The sequence below is a fragment of the Bdellovibrio sp. HCB2-146 genome, from assembly GCF_047345725.1.
GTDB lineage: Bacteria > Bdellovibrionota > Bdellovibrionia > Bdellovibrionales > Bdellovibrionaceae > Bdellovibrio.
Genome location: NZ_JBLEQP010000002.1, coordinates 945,713 through 962,124 on the forward strand (window position 1 = coordinate 945,713; position 16,412 = coordinate 962,124).

The 16,412-nt window shown below is 45.8% G+C and carries 16 protein-coding genes; 6 read left to right on the plus strand and 10 right to left on the minus strand.

Going from position 1 to position 16,412, the window contains the following annotated elements; translation table 11 throughout:
* Positions 1 to 79 precede the first annotated feature (79 nt).
* Together ACLWOR_RS15480 and ACLWOR_RS15485 are read right to left on the minus strand one after the other, a co-directional pair.
* On the minus strand, positions 80 to 1,168 hold the full coding sequence (locus ACLWOR_RS15480; RefSeq protein ID WP_413941682.1) for a hypothetical protein: 1,089 nt from the start codon (positions 1,166 to 1,168) through the stop codon (positions 80 to 82).
* A gap of 54 nt (positions 1,169 to 1,222) precedes the next feature.
* A complete protein-coding gene (locus tag ACLWOR_RS15485) occupies positions 1,223 to 1,876 on the minus strand; it encodes a class I SAM-dependent methyltransferase (protein WP_413941683.1) in 654 nt (217 codons plus the stop codon).
* A gap of 62 nt (positions 1,877 to 1,938) precedes the next feature.
* Between ACLWOR_RS15485 and ACLWOR_RS15490 the strand changes: the two genes are divergently transcribed.
* On the plus strand, positions 1,939 to 2,196 hold the full coding sequence (locus tag ACLWOR_RS15490; protein ID WP_413941684.1) for a glutaredoxin domain-containing protein: 258 nt from the start codon (positions 1,939 to 1,941) through the stop codon (positions 2,194 to 2,196).
* 12 nt (positions 2,197 to 2,208) lie between these two features.
* A complete protein-coding gene (locus ACLWOR_RS15495) occupies positions 2,209 to 2,637 on the plus strand; it encodes a hypothetical protein (RefSeq protein ID WP_413941685.1) in 429 nt (142 codons plus the stop codon).
* 157 nt (positions 2,638 to 2,794) lie between these two features.
* Here ACLWOR_RS15495 and ACLWOR_RS15500 read toward each other — a convergent pair whose 3' ends face one another.
* The 3 genes from ACLWOR_RS15500 to acs are packed head-to-tail and all read right to left on the minus strand — an operon-like array spanning position 2,795 to position 6,349.
* Positions 2,795 to 3,904, minus strand: coding sequence for a tRNA-dihydrouridine synthase family protein (locus tag ACLWOR_RS15500; RefSeq protein WP_413941686.1), 1,110 nt, complete (start codon positions 3,902 to 3,904; stop codon positions 2,795 to 2,797).
* Positions 3,880 to 4,398, minus strand: a complete 519-nt coding sequence (locus ACLWOR_RS15505) for a DUF6580 family putative transport protein (RefSeq protein WP_413941687.1) — start codon at positions 4,396 to 4,398, stop codon at positions 3,880 to 3,882. The genes ACLWOR_RS15500 and ACLWOR_RS15505 overlap by 25 nt, the downstream gene beginning before the upstream one ends.
* A gap of 13 nt (positions 4,399 to 4,411) precedes the next feature.
* The gene (gene acs, locus ACLWOR_RS15510) at positions 4,412 to 6,349 is read right to left on the minus strand and encodes an acetate--CoA ligase (RefSeq protein WP_413941688.1); all 1,938 of its coding nucleotides are present in this window, start codon (positions 6,347 to 6,349) and stop codon (positions 4,412 to 4,414) included.
* Between the two features lie 124 nt (positions 6,350 to 6,473).
* Here acs and ACLWOR_RS15515 point away from each other — a divergent pair, with 124 nt between their 5' ends.
* A complete protein-coding gene (locus ACLWOR_RS15515; protein ID WP_413941689.1) occupies positions 6,474 to 7,334 on the plus strand; it encodes an MBL fold metallo-hydrolase in 861 nt (286 codons plus the stop codon).
* Here ACLWOR_RS15515 and ACLWOR_RS15520 read toward each other — a convergent pair.
* Together ACLWOR_RS15520 and ACLWOR_RS15525 are read right to left on the minus strand one after the other, a co-directional pair.
* Positions 7,307 to 8,074, minus strand: coding sequence for a hypothetical protein (locus tag ACLWOR_RS15520; protein ID WP_413941690.1), 768 nt, complete (start codon positions 8,072 to 8,074; stop codon positions 7,307 to 7,309). The two genes, ACLWOR_RS15515 and ACLWOR_RS15520, sit on opposite strands and share 28 nt — an antisense overlap.
* Positions 8,058 to 8,522, minus strand: coding sequence for a hypothetical protein (locus tag ACLWOR_RS15525; RefSeq protein ID WP_413941691.1), 465 nt, complete (start codon positions 8,520 to 8,522; stop codon positions 8,058 to 8,060). Before ACLWOR_RS15525 ends, ACLWOR_RS15520 begins: the two co-directional genes overlap by 17 nt.
* Before the next feature lie 117 nt (positions 8,523 to 8,639).
* Here ACLWOR_RS15525 and ACLWOR_RS15530 point away from each other — a divergent pair, with 117 nt between their 5' ends.
* Positions 8,640 to 9,761 carry a hypothetical protein gene (locus ACLWOR_RS15530; protein ID WP_413941692.1) on the plus strand — a complete coding sequence of 374 codons (1,122 nt, stop codon included), beginning with the start codon at positions 8,640 to 8,642 and terminating at the stop codon, positions 9,759 to 9,761.
* 17 nt (positions 9,762 to 9,778) lie between these two features.
* On the opposite strand, the gene ACLWOR_RS15535 is transcribed toward ACLWOR_RS15530, so the two are convergent.
* From ACLWOR_RS15535 to ACLWOR_RS15545, 3 genes are all read right to left on the minus strand, one after another.
* A complete protein-coding gene (locus ACLWOR_RS15535) occupies positions 9,779 to 11,968 on the minus strand; it encodes a chromosome condensation regulator RCC1 (RefSeq protein ID WP_413941693.1) in 2,190 nt (729 codons plus the stop codon).
* Positions 11,969 to 12,135: 167 nt separating this feature from the next.
* A complete protein-coding gene (gene dnaK / locus ACLWOR_RS15540) occupies positions 12,136 to 14,052 on the minus strand; it encodes a molecular chaperone DnaK (RefSeq protein ID WP_413941694.1) in 1,917 nt (638 codons plus the stop codon).
* Between the two features lie 283 nt (positions 14,053 to 14,335).
* Positions 14,336 to 14,785 carry an OsmC family protein gene (locus ACLWOR_RS15545; protein ID WP_413941695.1) on the minus strand — a complete coding sequence of 150 codons (450 nt, stop codon included), beginning with the start codon at positions 14,783 to 14,785 and terminating at the stop codon, positions 14,336 to 14,338.
* A 186-nt stretch (positions 14,786 to 14,971) separates the two neighbouring features.
* Here ACLWOR_RS15545 and ACLWOR_RS15550 point away from each other — a divergent pair, with 186 nt between their 5' ends.
* Complete coding sequence (locus tag ACLWOR_RS15550) at positions 14,972 to 16,045, plus strand: hypothetical protein (protein WP_413941696.1); 1,074 nt, start codon at positions 14,972 to 14,974, stop codon at positions 16,043 to 16,045.
* Positions 16,046 to 16,131: 86 nt separating this feature from the next.
* Positions 16,132 to 16,269 (plus strand): hypothetical protein, encoded by a 138-nt coding sequence (locus ACLWOR_RS15555; protein WP_413941697.1) that lies wholly within the window; start codon positions 16,132 to 16,134, stop codon positions 16,267 to 16,269.
* Positions 16,270 to 16,412 lie beyond the last annotated feature (143 nt).

Genomic DNA, 16,412 nt, shown 5'->3' on the forward strand with positions numbered 1-16,412 from the left:
GGTCTCATACCGAGCGGTCTTTTATGCCTGATACAATCTTACAAAATTGAGCTGTCAACTTTCTCGACAGTTTTGGAGGCTAGCGATTGGATTTATCTATCCAAATCACTTCACTTTTTTCTTTAGCGAAGGTTTCGATATCAAGATACCAGGTTCCTTTATCGCAGCTTTTGGGATCTAAGGCATTTTCGCAGTTTTCACCCCAAGAGTTTTTAATAACAACCTCACAGACTTGTTTGCTTTTATTCCAGCGGCGCCCTGTCACAATACTGGCATGCCAACTCTGAGCATTCTTGGGCCACTGAACTAAATTCGAAACATTATAGTGAAGAGCAAAGGGACGATCCTTTTCCAGAACGGACATCATGTATTTGACGGCCCCAGAACCACCGTCAAACGCACGTGTGTGAACCTTCAGCCCTTTTGTCCAAACCGGGTTTACGCACATTTTGTCAGTTTGTTGACGGAGTTTTTCTGCCGCCCAATCTTGGATGGCTTCTTTCAGCGGACGCGTTTGATCTAAGTTCTCGAGAAAGGGATCAGAGACACAGCTTGTTTGCATTTTTTTGTAAATATCAGTCTTTACAAATTTTTGAACCTGCTCGCCGCCTGCAAGTTTTCCCATTTGCAGCGCGAAGAATTTTTGTTGGGCCGGATCTTTGTATCCTTTTTCCATCAATTCGGAAGGAACATCTTTTTCAAGACATGCACGGCTTTGGGAAATCAAATGAGCGGCAATGAGATCAGTTTGTCCACCTTCGCGCTTCAACAAAGGCTGCCCGGTGGGATTGTGATTTCGAAAGTTTGGATTGATTGTCGAACCACTCATGCTTGGTCCCGCAACCATTCCACCCATAGGAATCGCAACTGGATTTTCAAAAACGATGGCCTCATTGGCTCTTTGAACTTCTTCGGGTGACATCGAAACATATTGTGCGGCCGTCTGAAAAGCCGACACTGTGTCAGGAGGTTTAACGCCCGCTGCTTCCGCAACAAGATCCGAAGCCGCGAATGAATAACAAAATCCCACATTGCCTTGATCTTTGGGAGGCACAAATCGCGAGGAGTAGTCCTTAGTCGAACACTCGTCCTCGGTCACCTTGGAATAACCGAATGAGCTCACGAAGTTCAGCAATAAAAATAGAGCAATCCAACGCACGCATGTCATGCCATTCTTATCGGAATGAGATAATGCCAGATTGACCCGACCTTCATCGTGATTCTAAAGAGATGACCGCTTAAAAACCCAATAAGGGCTGCGTTGAGTGACGAGCTCTAGGTTGAAGGTCTTGGCAACCCACTTCATCGTTTGTTCCGAGAAGAACGTCACATGGGTCAGGTCGCGACGGTAATGCCAGTCATGGAAAGCCGCCTCACCTTTATGGCTTGAAGTCATCACTGCTAAAATCCCACCCGGTTTCAAATGTGAAATCAAACGATGAATATCTTTGCGTGGTTCGTGCAGGTGCTCCCACACTTCGGTGGAACTGATCAAATGATAATTGCGAGTGAAACAATCTTGGTTTGGTTGATAAAACAAATCATAGTTCATCACATCAAACCCGCGAAGCGTGAGCAAGTGACCGAAGAATGCCGTCGGTCCGCAACCAAAATCCAAAGCGCGAGGACCTTCATGAGTTTGCACGAGTTTGTGTTCTTCGATGTGTTTCACAAGTGGTTCTAAAAAGGCGCGATATCCTGACTGATCCTGATTTTCATGAAGATCATAGCGAGATTTTTCTTCGGGTGGCGTAAGACGCTGCGCTGGGTCCATGAAGATCAAATCACACTCTGCGCAATGAAAATAGCTACGCTGAGGGTTTTTCACCACTTTAAAGGCCGCTGCATTTGGAGATTCACATAGTATGCACTTCATTCTAGAGAAGACCTTGTCTCGCCCTCTCTCCTATGTCAAAAAGAAAAAGGAAGGTGCACTATATGGCAAAAGTATTAATCTACAAAAAAGACCCCTGCCCTTACTGTGACAGGGCGATTCAATTCTTGAATAACCGCGAAATCCCCTTTGACATGGTCGACCTCACGGATAAACCTGAGGAAATTGATCGTATCAAAGCAGAAACAGGTTGGAGAACCGTTCCTATCATTTTGATCAACGGCAAGCTGGTCGGTGGTTACACGGACTTGAAGGCCTTAGACGATGAAGGCAAATTGATGCCGCTTTTGAACGAAAAATAGATGGAGATTTCTATGAAGGCATTCTTATTCGCCACGCTTTTGACTCTTGTCGCTCCTCTTGCACACGCAGGCGAGCCTGTTCAGCCTATTGATGGCGGCGATCAGTGGCACATCGTTTACCTTGATTTGGGACGCGCTCCTTATCGTGGTGCAACTTCAGGTCGTATGACTTTGACGAATCAAGGCCCTGGCGAACTGACAAACATCAAATGGTCCATCAGCGGTCCTGGCTTTAGCGCAAAAGACAATTGCCCGAAAGCATTGGCAGTCGGCGAATCTTGCAGAATCAAAATCACTTACTGGAGCACAATCCCAGGATATGTTTCAGGAATGTTGAAAGTAACGACTTCAGATAAAAAGTATCAAGTTCAATTGAGTGCCTTCGGCGAAGACGATCCGTTTAGAAATATCCCTCGTCCACCAACGCACCCACGTCCATAAAAAACGTGAAACCAAGATCTGATGCGCACGACAAAAATAGCAGGATGCTATTTTTGCGCGTCCGCCCCGAAGGGGTGGAGGGCAGGAGCCCGAAACATCCGCATCAGAAAGGCCTCTCACGGACGGACAAGCTCTCAAATCATGCCGAGAACAGCTGTTACTGCCTCAGCTCCGTACGCAGACTCATCTCGATCGGTGCTTCAAAAAACTTCGCCACTCCGATTTTCATCTCTTCGATATTTTTAGCTTTCGCACAGACACTGACCAGGGCATTTCCGAATGGAAGCCACACGCCTGTTGTGCGCACATGGAATCTAACTTTTCTCATCGCTAAATCGTGACCGAAATAGTTGTGAGCATAATCAATTAATTGCAAAAGACAGCGACCATACTCTGCGCCCTCTTCTAAAGGTGTACGCGGAGCTTTCTCCCCTTCACGACCTGGAGGTGGTGCAAATCCAAGCTCTTCACCTAGTTGCCACATCATCCACGGACGAGCGGCCAATCCACGACCGGCCATCGCCATATCACAACCCGTGTCTTGAAGCATCGTGATCGCATCTTCAACAGTTTGCACGTCACCATTTCCGATCACAGGAATTTTCACAGCTTTATGCAACTGCGTGATCTGTTCCCAATCAGCCCAACCCCGTCTTTTTTGCGCAGCGGTTCTTGGATGTAAGCAAATCCAGCTGGCTCCAGAATTGGTCAAACCTTCAACAAAATTTAATAGCTCATCAAATTCTTTTGTACTGCCAACAGCTCGCAATTTCACACTGACAGGTAAAGACGTATTCGCTGTCGTCATACGCACGACTTCAGCGGCATATGCCGGATCACCCATCAAGGCGACGCCGTAGTTGTGTTTAAGAGCCTTTTGTACGGGACAACCCATATTGATGTCGATACCTTCAGCGCCCCACTCTTCCAAACGTTTTACACTTTGAGCGATGGCGTCTTCTTCATTGCCAAGAATTTGCGGGACAAGACCCGGCTCGTGTTGAGCACGCATCGTTTCAGGAGTCGTTTCTAGATTTTCATTCGGAATGCGACGAGAGTTCAACATCTCTGTCGGCCACAAGGTATAGGCATTTGCTGGCAAGTAAGCGCGAGTCACTTCACGTAAAGCAACGTGAGTCAGGCCCACCATCGGCGCCAGACACAAAGGGAAGTTCACTTTACCATGTAAAACGGCCCGGTGAAGACCGAGCCGTGATGAGTTCTGCAAGTCCACTTTGACTGTTAAGCTTGAGTGTTGAAGGTCCATTGTGGAAGGACCTTTCTCATGTACTCATATCCGCCAAAAAGAACTGCGGAGAAGAAAAGATCGCCGTAGATTTGATTATCAAAGAATGGAATCGCCGCTACATAGCAGCTCACCAAACCTTGAAGAGTCATTGGATACATTTGACCTGACATCCAAACACCAAAATTCGAGATCAAGAAGAACAAAGACGAAGAGAACAACGCATAGCTTGTGACTTTCACAGCCGTGCGGTTTTCACGCAAGCCCCAACCGATGATCACATTCAATGTGAACGCGAAGTACACATACCCGATTGTGTTGTGAAGACCTAATACAAGGTCGCTCACGAACAAAGCTGCCAAAGGTAAAACCAATGACAATTTTTTTGATGGAACGAAGCTACCACCGAAAAGAGCGATCGCTCCCACTGCAGTGAAGTTCCATGGGTGTGGGATCAAGCGACTGAAAGCCGCCACCAAAATAAGGCCGATTAAAGTTATCATGCGTGTAGTCATGCGGCGGAAATTATCACCGATTCAATCTCTTGTCCACCAGTTCTTGGACCACTCCCGGCTCTGAAAGAGTCGTTATGTCGCCCAACTGATCCGGCAAATTCTCGGCTATTTTCCGTAAGATACGTCGCATGATCTTACCTGAGCGAGTCTTCGGCAAAGCGGGCGCCCATTGAATCAAATCAGGCGTCGCAATTGGGCCGATTTCCTTACGAACCGTTTGTATTAATTCCTTACGGAGGTCTTCAGAAACCTCGATTCCAGCCTTCACTGTGACGTAGGCATAGATCCCCTGCCCTTTGATATCGTGAGGGTAACCCACGACTGCGGCTTCGGCGACTTTGTCGTTTGCAACAAGCGCTGATTCAATTTCTGCGGTTCCAAGTCTGTGACCTGAAACATTGATCACGTCATCCACGCGGCCTGTGATCCAATAGTAACCATCTTCATCGCGGCGACATCCATCACCGGTGAAATAATACCCTGGGTATGTAGAGAAATAGGTTTCTTCAAAGCGCTGGTGATTGCGATACACCGTGCGCATTTGCCCTGGCCATGAATCTGAAATCGCCAGAACTCCTTCGCCTGCTCCTTCGATAATATGTCCTTCGTTGGTGAGAAGTGTTGGCTTTACCCCAAAGAATGGCAAAGTCGCTGAACCTGGTTTTTGTGCGATCGCTCCTGGAAGTGGAGAAATCAAAACGCCGCCCGTTTCTGTTTGCCACCAAGTATCGACGATCGGGCAACGACCGTCGCCGACAACGTCGTGATACCAAATCCATGCTTCTGGATTGATGGGCTCACCGACGCTGCCAAGTAATCTCAAGCTTTTGCGCGATGCTTTTTTAACATGTGCTTCGCCTTCTCTCATCAATGAACGAATCGCTGTTGGTGAGGTGTAGAACAAAGTGACTTTGTGTTTGTCGATCACTTCCCAGAATCTTGATGGTGTTGGGTAAGTTGGAATTCCTTCGAACACGAGTGTGGTCGCGGCATTCGCAAGAGGTCCATAGACGATATAACTGTGACCTGTCACCCAACCGACGTCAGCCGTGCACCAGTAAATATCTTGATCGTGATAATCAAAGACATACTGATGAGTCATACTTGCATAAAGCAAATATCCACCTGTGGTATGAAGAACGCCTTTTGGTTTTCCTGTTGAACCGGAAGTGTAAAGAATGAAAAGTGGATCTTCCGCATCCATGTGTTCTGGTTCGCATTGATCAGAAGCTTCTACAACTTCATCGTGATACCAAAGGTCGCGGCCTGGTTTCATATCGACCATTGTGCCTGCGTATTTCACGACGAGAGTTTTTTTAATATTGAGAACTTTAACCAGAGCCTTATCGATATTTTCTTTAAGTGGGATTGTTTTAGAACCACGGAATCCTGCGTCTGCTGTGATCACGAATTCAGACTGACCGTCAATCATACGATCAGAAATAGATTCTGGTGCAAAACCGCCAAAGATCACCGAATGAACAGCGCCGATACGTGTACATGCAAGCATGGCGTAGACAGCTTCTGGAATCATCGGCATGTAGATTGTTACGACGTCGCCTTTTTTGACTCCCATTTTTTTCAGAATATTCGCAAAACGACAGACGTGCGTGTGGAGTTGTTTGTAAGTGATTTTTTGCGATGGCGTTGCTGGATTGTCCGCTTCCCAGATCAGAGCGACCTTATCGCCTTTGGTTGCAAGATGACGGTCGATACAGTTGTATGAAACGTTGAGCTTTGCGCCTTGAAACCATTTGATGCTCACAGGTTTTTTGAAACTTGTGTCTTTTACTTTTGTCCATTTTTTAAACCATGTCAGACGCTCAGCCTGCTCTGCCCAAAAACCTTCCGGATCTTGCACAGATTTTTGGTACATGGATTTGTATTTTGCTTCATCGATGAAGGCGTTTTTTGCAAACTCAGGTGAAACGGGATATTTGTCGTACTGCATAATGACCTCATTCTAACTCTCAAAGAGCACTCTATATCCTATTCCTCTGAGACTGTTGGTCAACGTTTTCCGCTTCACTTTACGTGCGCAGCATGGTTTCATTTCCCCCAATAAAGAGGGCTCTATGAATCTTAAAATCCAGCATTTTTTCGATGCCGCTACATCTACTTTGACCTACGTGGCTTTTGACTCTGATACGCAAGATGCTGTGGTAATTGATCCAGTGTGGGATTTTGATTCAGCTTCGGGGAAAATGAGCACTCAGTCTATGGACGCCGTTGTTTCTTTTCTAAAACAAAATGAACTCAAGCCACATTTCATTTTAGAAACACATGCGCACGCCGATCATATTTCAAGCTCTCAATTGTTTAAGAAGCACTATCCGCAAATCAAAGTTGCGATCAGTGAGCGCATCACCGAAGTACAAAAGGTTTTCCAACCGCTTTATAACTTTCCGGAACAAGATCTTGCTGGAAAATCCTTTGATGTGTTGATGAAAGACGGTCAGGAGTTTTCTGCTGGCAGTCTTCGTATTAAACCTTTTGCGACTCCGGGCCACACGCCTGCTTGTATGTCGCTGTTAATTGGTGATGCATTATTTAGCGGTGATTCGTTGTTCATGCCTGATTCTGGAAGTGGCCGTTGTGATTTCCCAGGGGGAAGTGCGGATTCTTTGTATCACTCGGTGATGGAGAAAATTTTCTCTCTGCCAGATTCAACGCGTATTTTTGTTGGTCACGACTATCAACCACAAGGCCGTGCTTTGATGTTTGAGACGACTGTGGCTGAACAAAAAGACAAGAATATTCATTTGAAGAATGGAACCTCATTAAAGGACTTCGTTGAATTCCGCATGAAGCGCGATGCGACCTTGGCAGCTCCGAAACTTTTGTTGCCTTCATTGCAGGTTAACATCAATGCAGGTCGCCTGCCGAAGGCGGAAGCCAACGGGACTAGTTACTTGAAGATTCCTTTGAGTCTTTGAGGAACGACTCGATCCCAGTCGATAAAGAATGCCAGACATGGGATGCACGACAAGAATGTACGGTGGTAATCAAAGACCACCTGAATTCCGATGTGCATTGAGGCCCACAAGAATACAAATACCAATGCGATTCGTTTATTGATCAAAGCCAATGGCGACAAGATCTCAATTGTGACAATACTACCCGCGAGCATTCGAATCCAGATTGGATCAAGAGATAACAACCACTGCGCTGTCGGTGTCATACGATTGTAAAACATTTGAATCGCTAAATTCTCTGACGTCACCCATTCAAGTCCGCCAAAACGAAGCTTTTGCAAACCCGAGACACAATAGAACATCACGATAATGACTTGCGCGAGCTTGAGGAAATTCTTTTTCTGATCGCGACCGAATTCGGAAAGAAATAGAATCCACAAACATAAATAAGCTAAAGCCGTTCCTACGATCGGCAGTCCAAAGTTATTACAATAGGCCATCACATAGGTGCCACTTAAGAGTGCGGCCCCCATACTGACGGGCATCAGGCGTCCGAAGGCGGCGAGAAACAAACTCACCATCCACAGAATGCGCAAAGGTAAAAACCAGAACTCCCCGATCGGCCCTGGCAAAAGATGAAACAACCCTTGTGGGACAAAGTTGGCTACGTTGTAGGAAATATCGGGAAAGTCCGAGTGAAAAATCAGCAAGTAAATACAAATAAAAAATCTTGCGACTGCTATATTAAAGCGAGCTTGCATTTGGCACCTCAAGCTCGCACAGCAAAGATTTCTCGTCTGGATTATTCACTCGAGGACCGACGAACTTCTTCCAGTACAGACGATAAACAGAAATTTCAGCGCAGTATCCTTGCAAGTCTCGCGCGAAAGATTTCATGCCGTTGCGACACAATTCTATTTTTTCTTCAGTTAGTGGCAACGAAGCTGACATCAAACTATCAATGCCACCGTAGTAATTGCTTTCTTGATACCAGAGATCTAGTTCAGTAACAGCAAACTCTTTTCCATCTTTTCCCACGCAATAGGTTTTGAAAGTCCTAAAGTCATCCCCCGAGATTGCCGAGGCGTACATCGTCCAAGGGTAAAACGGAAAGAGAATCTCAAGCTTATACCCCGACCAAAGAAGCCCCCCCACGAAAATCGCGACTACCGTCCAAAAATAGATTTTCGATAAAACTAATGACTTCACCTCCCCATGCTAAGTCACAGACGGTTAAGAAACCAAGAAAAAAGGACTGTTAAAATCCAAGGTGCAAATCTCTGACTCCTCCAATAATTTTATGTATAGCCGGAGAGGCGGTAGCTCTTGGGTACGCGTAAACAATGGATCATTTTACTACTCCATATACTGATCGCAGTCTCGGGATGCGCCTCATCCAAAGCCTCTAAAGTTGACGAAGCCCGGGTTTCTGAAGTTGAGCTTCAAGATGAAATTCAACGTTTTACCACGCAGTTTATGGATCGACTTAGTCAGAGCTTGGCCGTTATTCATAATTCCGACAAAAAATTCCAAGCAATTACTGAGCGCCAAGGCCTGCGCTATGGGACCTCGGCCCTCGATATTGCAACTGGACCGCGTCCTGAACTCAACCTCCTCGACATGATGACCTTTATGCGACTGAATCGCGAAGCTCTCGAAAAATACTGGATTCCTCGAGTCTATGGAAAAACTGGAAATGACTTACTCGATGTCTTTGTTCAGTCCGAAAAAGAGATCTTTGAGATCGCCGCACCTCGCATGACCAATAAGCAAATGGAAGCATTTGAAAACGTCTTAGCTGAGTGGAAGAAAAAAAATCCGAACCAGGTTCTTGTTGAAGGTGTTCGCCTCACCGCCTTTGCAAAACACAGAGGCCAACTTGAAAGCAAGGACTCCCAGGAAGTCAGTGGTCTTATCTCGGGTATGCAAAAAGCGGTCACGAAGGCTGACGATGTTCTCATGCTGGCAAATCGCGCGATTTTTTTAGGACAACGAATGCCTGCTCTTCTTCGATTGCATGCACGCATTGGCGCGCAAGAAATCACATCTGATACCCTCAGCCAATTGAATGTACCAGAACAGTTTTTTGACGACACCAAATCCCTGACAGGGGATTTAGTTCAGGTCATGTCACAGATGAACGAAATGATGAAACAAGCAGGTCCCTTGATGCGTGAGTTTCGCACCAATTTTCCCTACAATCCAAACTCGACTCTTGCGGAAAATATCAAGAACACCAATACCACAATCGTTGAGATGCGAAAACTCTTGGCCGATGTAAGCGGGCTTACTGACGAACAAGGGAAAACGGTCCTGCGAGAATTAAAAAAGCAAATCAATGAAACCATATGGACCGCGGCCTTGGCATTTGCGGTACTTGGGTTTCTCCTCATTTCCTTTTGGTGGACGGGATATTACTTCATGAAAAGACGAAAGAACGAAAACTAATTTAAGGAGAAGACAAATTAGCTGTTTTTCTTCACTCCCACACTGAAGTCTTCGCTTGCAGAAACCAAAGCCCAATTGGTATGGCTGCCGATTTGAACAGGGGATGAATAATTCGTGGAATTGTTAGTACCAAGTTGTCGCAACGTATTTGCACCCCAAGCCCAAAGAGTTTTATCTGACTTAATCGCAATGCAATGGCGCAACCCTGCCGCAATATTAGACCAATTGCTGCCTAAAGCTTGAGTCAATGTCGAATAAGTCGTCCGATCCCCTGTTCCGAGCGCACCTTGTGCGTTGTAACCGGCCCCCCAAAGAGTGCCATCCGACTTCAAACCCATTGTTATCATACCAGATCTTGAAAGCTTCACCCAATTTGAACTTGTTCCAATTTGTACTGGAGTCAAAACAGGAGTCGATGAATGACCTAGCCCCAAGAGCCCATTGTTGTTGTTTCCCCACCCCCAAGCTGTGCCATTCGTCTTAATAGCGACAGATTCATAAACACTCGCCCAGTCCGTGTCTGATCCCACTTGAGTCAGCGTAGAAGCAAAATAATTTGTACCTAATCCCAAAGCACCGGAACTCGAATCACAACCTTGAACCCAAATTGTGCCATCGGATTTCCGAGCAAGAACAACATCAAGGTTTAAGGAAACATGAGTCCAGGTTGTTCCTGAATCCAGTTGAACAGGAGAGGAGTAACTCAAATATTGCGAATCATACCTATAAGCTCCCCATGCCCAAAGTGTTCCATTCGTCTTAATTGCAGCAACACGATCAGACCCGGAGTAAACTTTCGCCCAATCAGATGCTGATCCAATCTGAATAGGTGAACTTACGTCTGCGGGATGCCCAAGAATCGCATTGGTGGTGTTCATGTAACCCCATAACCAAAATGTTCCATCACTTTTTTTGGCACCAGTAACTGCATTCGAACGAGAAGAGATGGCCACCCAGTTCGTAGCAGTTCCGATCTGAACCGGGGTTGAAATAATTTTTTGCGTAATACCTAATCCCAGTTGCCCGTATTCATTAAGCCCCCAGCCCCAGATGGTGCCATTTGATTTTAGAGCTATATTTGAACCGAACGATCCCTGCACATCAACCCAATTAGAGTCAGAACCAATCTGAACAGGAGTTGAAATCAGTCCATCTCCCCATGTCCATAAAGTGCCGTCCGATCTAATCCCATGAGCCACATTGTATACTGTCTGAATAGTCAGCCAAGAACCTAAGCCTACTTGAACCGGTGAAGATCTATTCGTGAAATCACCCAATCCTAACTGACATGAACCGTTGTAACCCCATGCCCATAAGCTCCCATCCGCCTTAATTGCAAAAGTCGACTGATATCCCGCAAAAACTTTACTCCATGTTGTGTCTGCACCGACTTGCACGGGAGTAGAGCAGTGAACTTCGTGTCCAAGTCCCAACTTTCCCTCGGTGTTGTCACCCCATGCCCACAATGTGCCATCCGTTTTTATGGCCATCGCATAATAGGATCCCGCCGACATTGATTGCCATGTGTTCAAAGTTCCAATGCGCACTGGAGCTGACACATTGCTTATCGTGCCATCACCACGCCCGCCATTGTAGCCTTGCCCCCAGGCCCAGAGACTTCCATCAGTACGGAGTCCGACAGTTTGAGCATTGTAATAAGAAACGTCTGCCCAAATTGATATCGAACCTATCTTCGTAGGTGACCGATAGACATTGCCGTTACTCGTGCCGAGAGTCCCGAACGAATTCACTCCCCATGCCCAGAGAGTATTATCTGACTTGATCGTGAAATAATTGTTCGTGCCAATGAAAACTTTGTTCCACGTCGTATCACTGCCAAGTTGTTTGGGTAAGTTTGGATTATTCGCCTGCCCGTTACAAAGAAGTCCAGAGTTGTTTCTCCCCCAACCCCAAAGTGTTCCGTTGTTTTTGATAACAAAGACCGTCGAAAAAGGTCCCGCAGAGATTTGCGCCCAGTCCTCTGTCGCTATGACTTGAATGGGTGAAGAGTAAGTTGTGACATTATTGTTACCAAGCTGTCCCCAGGCATTCGTACCCCAAGTCCAAATCCCAACTGGTAACCCCGCCCTGCGCGCACGGCGAATAGCATTTCCGACAAAGCCCAATGCTTTTATTGGAATCAACAAAAGCATTGAAGTCGCCAAGCCCTTTTTGAGAAACGTGCGTCGGCTCGAATTGCTATCCATAGAAATATTATCTTTGGCAAAGCACACAATATACAAGGGGTGCTCGCAATTTCACTATGAATATCGTTCCCTATTGAGAACACATAGGCCACTGTGGGACAAAAAAATAAAAGGGATCTCGTAGTGAGATCCCTTTTATTTTTAGATTCTTGAATTGGAACTACGGCTTAGTTCACATCTTTGTAGTCAGCATCGATCACGTCGTCGCCGCCTTTGTTGCCGCCAGCTGCTCCGTTGTCACCTTGCGCTTCTTGAGCACCTGGTTGAGCCTCACCGCCGCCTTCTTTTTTGTAAAGTTCAGACGACATTTTGTGAGTCAAGTTTTGCAAGCGCTCGAAAGCTGCTTTCAATTCATCGCCAGAAGCAGATTTGTTCTCAAGAACTTTTCTAGCTTCAGCAATTGCTTCGTTCGCAGATTTCACTTCGTTCTCTGGCAATTTAGAACCAGAGTCCTTGATCAACTTTTCAGTTTGGTAGATCAAGTTATCGAGGTTGTTTCTGTGAGTCGCAGCTTCTGCTTTCTTTTTATCTTCGTCAGCATGGCCTTCAGCATCGCGAACTGCCTTTTTGATTTCTTCTTCAGACAAACCACTTTGTGCCGTGATTTTGATCTGTTGAGTTTTACCAGAAGACATATCTTTCGCAGATACATGCAAGATACCGTTGGCGTCGATATCGAAAGTCACTTCAACTTGTGGAACGCCACGTGGAGCTGGTGGAATACCAACAAGTTCAAAGCGTCCTAGAGTTTTATTGTCGCCAGCCATTTTACGTTCACCTTGAAGAACGTGGATATCAACCGCTGGTTGGTTATCAGCTGCTGTCGAGAACACTTGTGATTTCTTAGAAGGAATCGCTGTGTTTCTCTCGATAAGAGTCGTCATCACGCCACCCAAAGTCTCGATACCAAGGCTAAGTGGAGTTACGTCTAGCAACAATACGTCTTTTACTTCACCCGCAAGAACACCACCTTGAACTGCTGCACCGATAGCAACAACTTCGTCTGGGTTTACTGTGCGGTTTGGTTCTTTACCGAAGAAGTCCTTCACTGCTTTTTGGATCGCAGGAATACGAGTTGAACCACCCACAAGGACAACTTCATCAATTTCAGAAGCTTTCAAACCCGCGTCAGCCAAAGCTTTACGGCAAGGTTCCATAGAACGTTTAACAAGTTCTTCTGTCATTTGCTCGAATTTCGAACGAGACAATTTGATCGTCAAATGTTTCGGACCAGATTGGTCAGCTGTGATGAACGGAAGATTGATTTCCGTTTCTTGAGCTGTCGACAATTCGATTTTTGCTTTCTCTGCAGCTTCTTTCAGACGTTGCAAAGCCATTTTGTCATTTTTAAGATCAATACCTTGATCTTTTTTGAACTCAGTAATCAACCACTCAAGGATCACAACGTCAAAGTTGTCACCACCTAAGTGCGTATCACCGTTCGTCGCGCGAACTTCAACAACACCATCACCAACTTCAAGGATGGAGATATCGAATGTACCACCACCGAAGTCGTAGATTGCGATTTTTTCGTCTTTCTTTTTATCAAGACCGTAAGCAAGTGCCGCAGCAGTTGGCTCATTGATGATACGTTTTACATCAAGACCTGCGATACGACCCGCATCTTTTGTTGCTTGTCTTTGAGCATCGTTGAAGTAAGCAGGAACTGTCACAACAGCTTCTGTTACAGGCTCGCCCAAATAGTCTTCAGCGACTTTTTTAAGTTTCGCAAGAACCGCAGCACCGATTTCTTCTGGAGAAACCAATTTGCCACCTTGAACTTTGAACGCACAGTCGTTGCCTTTAGCAACTACGTTGTACGGAACAAGTTTGATCTCTTCTTGAACTTCTTCAAAACGACGACCAACGAAACGTTTTGCAGAGTAGATTGTGTTTTCAGGATTTGTAACAGCCTGACGTTTTGCGATTTGACCAACAAGGCGATCGCCATCTTTCGTGTAAGCAACAACGGATGGAGTTGTACGAGCACCTTCTTCGTTCACGAGAACTTTAGGCTCGCCGCCTTCCATGATAGCAACGCACGAGTTCGTCGTTCCTAAGTCGATACCAATAATTTTACCCATACCAAGATTCTCCTTAACTTCCGTGAATTTAAATCAATTAATCACAGCTAAAATGTGGGTCGTTATAGGGCTTCGTCAAGGAGCGCTTCGCATTTTTTTTGACTTTTTAGATGACAGAATTTTAATTAATAAAATCAATATCTTACAAAGTCTTAACTCGTGTTATCACGCAACATAGACCATGATGGGACCTCACTCTTGAAAACAAAAGAGTCAGCCCCTCTAGGCCTCGGCGAAACCCTTCATTCCCGAGGCCTTATTTTTTGCCCAATAATCAGGCGCGTTAGATGGTCGCATCCAAGTCAGGCGCACTGACTAACTCTGCATCCAACGAAATTTCAGCCGTCAAAAGTTTTGAAACAGGACAGTTGTTTTTTGCGTCTTCTGCAATTTCTAAAAATGTCTCTTTATTAATTCCCGGAATATCCGCTTTCAACGTCAGTCGCGAGTGAGTCACCGACCACCCCTCACCATCTTGATCTAAACTGACTTCAGCAGTGACCTCGAGTTTTTTGGGCTCATACTTCCATTTTCCAAGAGCCCCCGATAAAGCCATAGCAAAACATCCCGAGTGAGCGGCGGCGATGAGCTCTTCTGGATTTGTTCCCGGAGTGCCTTCAAAACGTGTGGAAAAAGAATAAGGGGTCGCTTTTAAAACGCCACTCGCTGTTGTGAGTTCGCCTTTACCTGTTTTGAGTGAACCCTTCCAAATTGCAGATGCTGTTCTTTTCATAAGTCCTCCTGTTCAATGGCGAGTTTACAGAGGAGAAAATGGGATGAGTACAAATGAAAGGACCGAGTGTAAAAGCGCATCACAATGAGAAACTCACTCTGCCGAAGGTCGACTTTTCATTTTCTGAGAGGGATTTCATGTTTTCTGGATTGAGCCTTTTTTACTTTGCTTGTTATCATAAAGCCTATGAACAAATCGCATTGGCTCAGATCTCCGGCATGGGACAGTTTATGGATGATGAGTGGTCTTTGGCTCTTGCCACTTGGTGCGATTTTTTATTACAGCCCTTGGTCTAAGCCCTTCTTGAACTATCTTTTATTTGCAGGCCCCGTGATTGGGGGTCTTCACTCTTTCCTTCCGTTGCTGGCTGTTTTTGCGACGGGTGCTTTTATAGAAAAATTAAAACCAAATCGCGGCCGAGTCATTTGGATGTCCTTGCTGGTCGTCGGCATTTCCATGGGTCTGAGTGTTTTTGGTGCGATGTTCGGGCGCCCGGAGTTTTGGTTGCTCGTGGGTTACGGTTATTTACTCTGGAACACATGGCATTTTGCTGCACAGAACTTTGGAGTTTTGAGTCTGTATCGCACAGCTCAAGATCAAAATCAGGCGGAAGATCGCAACATCGATAAGTACTTTTGCTTAACCATGGGTTGTGTGATCCAGCCTATCGTTTGGCTCTGTGTGGAAGCCCGTTGGGGCCCGTTTGTGCGTTGGATTCCGAAATGGATTCCGGCTGAATTTATGAGCTACACGGTTTTGATCATTTCCCTGGTCATGACTGTCGCATACACGGTGTGGGAACTGCGAAAGAAAAATCGCTCTTATCAAAAAATTGCCTACGCTTGGAGTATCGGCCTGCAACCACTTGCGGGAATTTGGGCTTACTATCCGTTCCACTTTTTGGCGTACTCGATTCCACACTGGATGGTTGAAATTGGTATTACGGGAACTATTCAGCGTGGTGACACGAAAAAGTCCCCATTCCTGATGCCAGCCCTCAAAGTCACCGGATTCGTTTTGGTTGCGTTGTTATTAGTTTACTATGTCGAAACGCCTTACGACTCGGATGCGGTGGTTTTCACTTGGTGGGACAACTTGGCTTGGAATGAAATCACGAGGGAAAGTCTTTACGTGCAGTGGACAATTCCGACACTTATTTCATTCATTGCTGTCCCGCGATCTTTCTTACATTTTTATTTGAGTCGTCAGATTTATAAGAGCACACGCTGGACCTTAGGGAAATTACGTCCCAGCGCGTGACGTCTTGTTTTGAGACGCTTCCTTAAGAAGTTGTCCTGGCTGACCGATGGATGTTAAAATAAAAGCTGTAGCTATTGGAGGGTTCAATGCTTAAGAAAACTATTCTTTGCGCACTATTTGTGGCGGCATTCTGTGTAACTGTTAAGTACATTCAAGGTGACAGCTCAGTAGCTGGCTTGCACTGGGGTGCGGGTCTTGATGTTGCTCACGCTCGCGGAAAGTAATTCCTTTAAATGTTTCTTAGGACATGGCTGCGATTTTTCATAATAGCCATTGCCATAGTGATGGGTGGAGGGCTTCTAGCCTATTTATACCTCCACCCGCCTTTTTCAAAGCACTCACAAGCCGCCTGCCAGGGAACTCCAAC

Excerpts from the sequence above, each read along its gene's own strand:
- ACLWOR_RS15480 (WP_413941682.1), bottom strand. The coding sequence starts at position 1,168 with ATGACATGCGTGCGTTGGATTGCTCTATTTTTATTGCTGAACTTCGTG.
- ACLWOR_RS15485 (WP_413941683.1), bottom strand. The coding sequence starts at position 1,876 with ATGAAGTGCATACTATGTGAATCTCCAAATGCAGCGGCCTTTAAAGTG.
- ACLWOR_RS15490 (WP_413941684.1), top strand. The coding sequence starts at position 1,939 with ATGGCAAAAGTATTAATCTACAAAAAAGACCCCTGCCCTTACTGTGAC.
- ACLWOR_RS15495 (WP_413941685.1), top strand. The coding sequence starts at position 2,209 with ATGAAGGCATTCTTATTCGCCACGCTTTTGACTCTTGTCGCTCCTCTT.
- ACLWOR_RS15500 (WP_413941686.1), bottom strand. The coding sequence starts at position 3,904 with ATGGACCTTCAACACTCAAGCTTAACAGTCAAAGTGGACTTGCAGAAC.
- ACLWOR_RS15505 (WP_413941687.1), bottom strand. The coding sequence starts at position 4,398 with ATGACTACACGCATGATAACTTTAATCGGCCTTATTTTGGTGGCGGCT.
- acs (WP_413941688.1), bottom strand. The coding sequence starts at position 6,349 with ATGCAGTACGACAAATATCCCGTTTCACCTGAGTTTGCAAAAAACGCC.
- ACLWOR_RS15515 (WP_413941689.1), top strand. The coding sequence starts at position 6,474 with ATGAATCTTAAAATCCAGCATTTTTTCGATGCCGCTACATCTACTTTG.
- ACLWOR_RS15520 (WP_413941690.1), bottom strand. The coding sequence starts at position 8,074 with ATGCAAGCTCGCTTTAATATAGCAGTCGCAAGATTTTTTATTTGTATT.
- ACLWOR_RS15535 (WP_413941693.1), bottom strand. The coding sequence starts at position 11,968 with ATGGATAGCAATTCGAGCCGACGCACGTTTCTCAAAAAGGGCTTGGCG.
- dnaK (WP_413941694.1), bottom strand. The coding sequence starts at position 14,052 with ATGGGTAAAATTATTGGTATCGACTTAGGAACGACGAACTCGTGCGTT.
- ACLWOR_RS15545 (WP_413941695.1), bottom strand. The coding sequence starts at position 14,785 with ATGAAAAGAACAGCATCTGCAATTTGGAAGGGTTCACTCAAAACAGGT.
- ACLWOR_RS15550 (WP_413941696.1), top strand. The coding sequence starts at position 14,972 with ATGAACAAATCGCATTGGCTCAGATCTCCGGCATGGGACAGTTTATGG.
- ACLWOR_RS15555 (WP_413941697.1), top strand. The coding sequence starts at position 16,132 with ATGCTTAAGAAAACTATTCTTTGCGCACTATTTGTGGCGGCATTCTGT.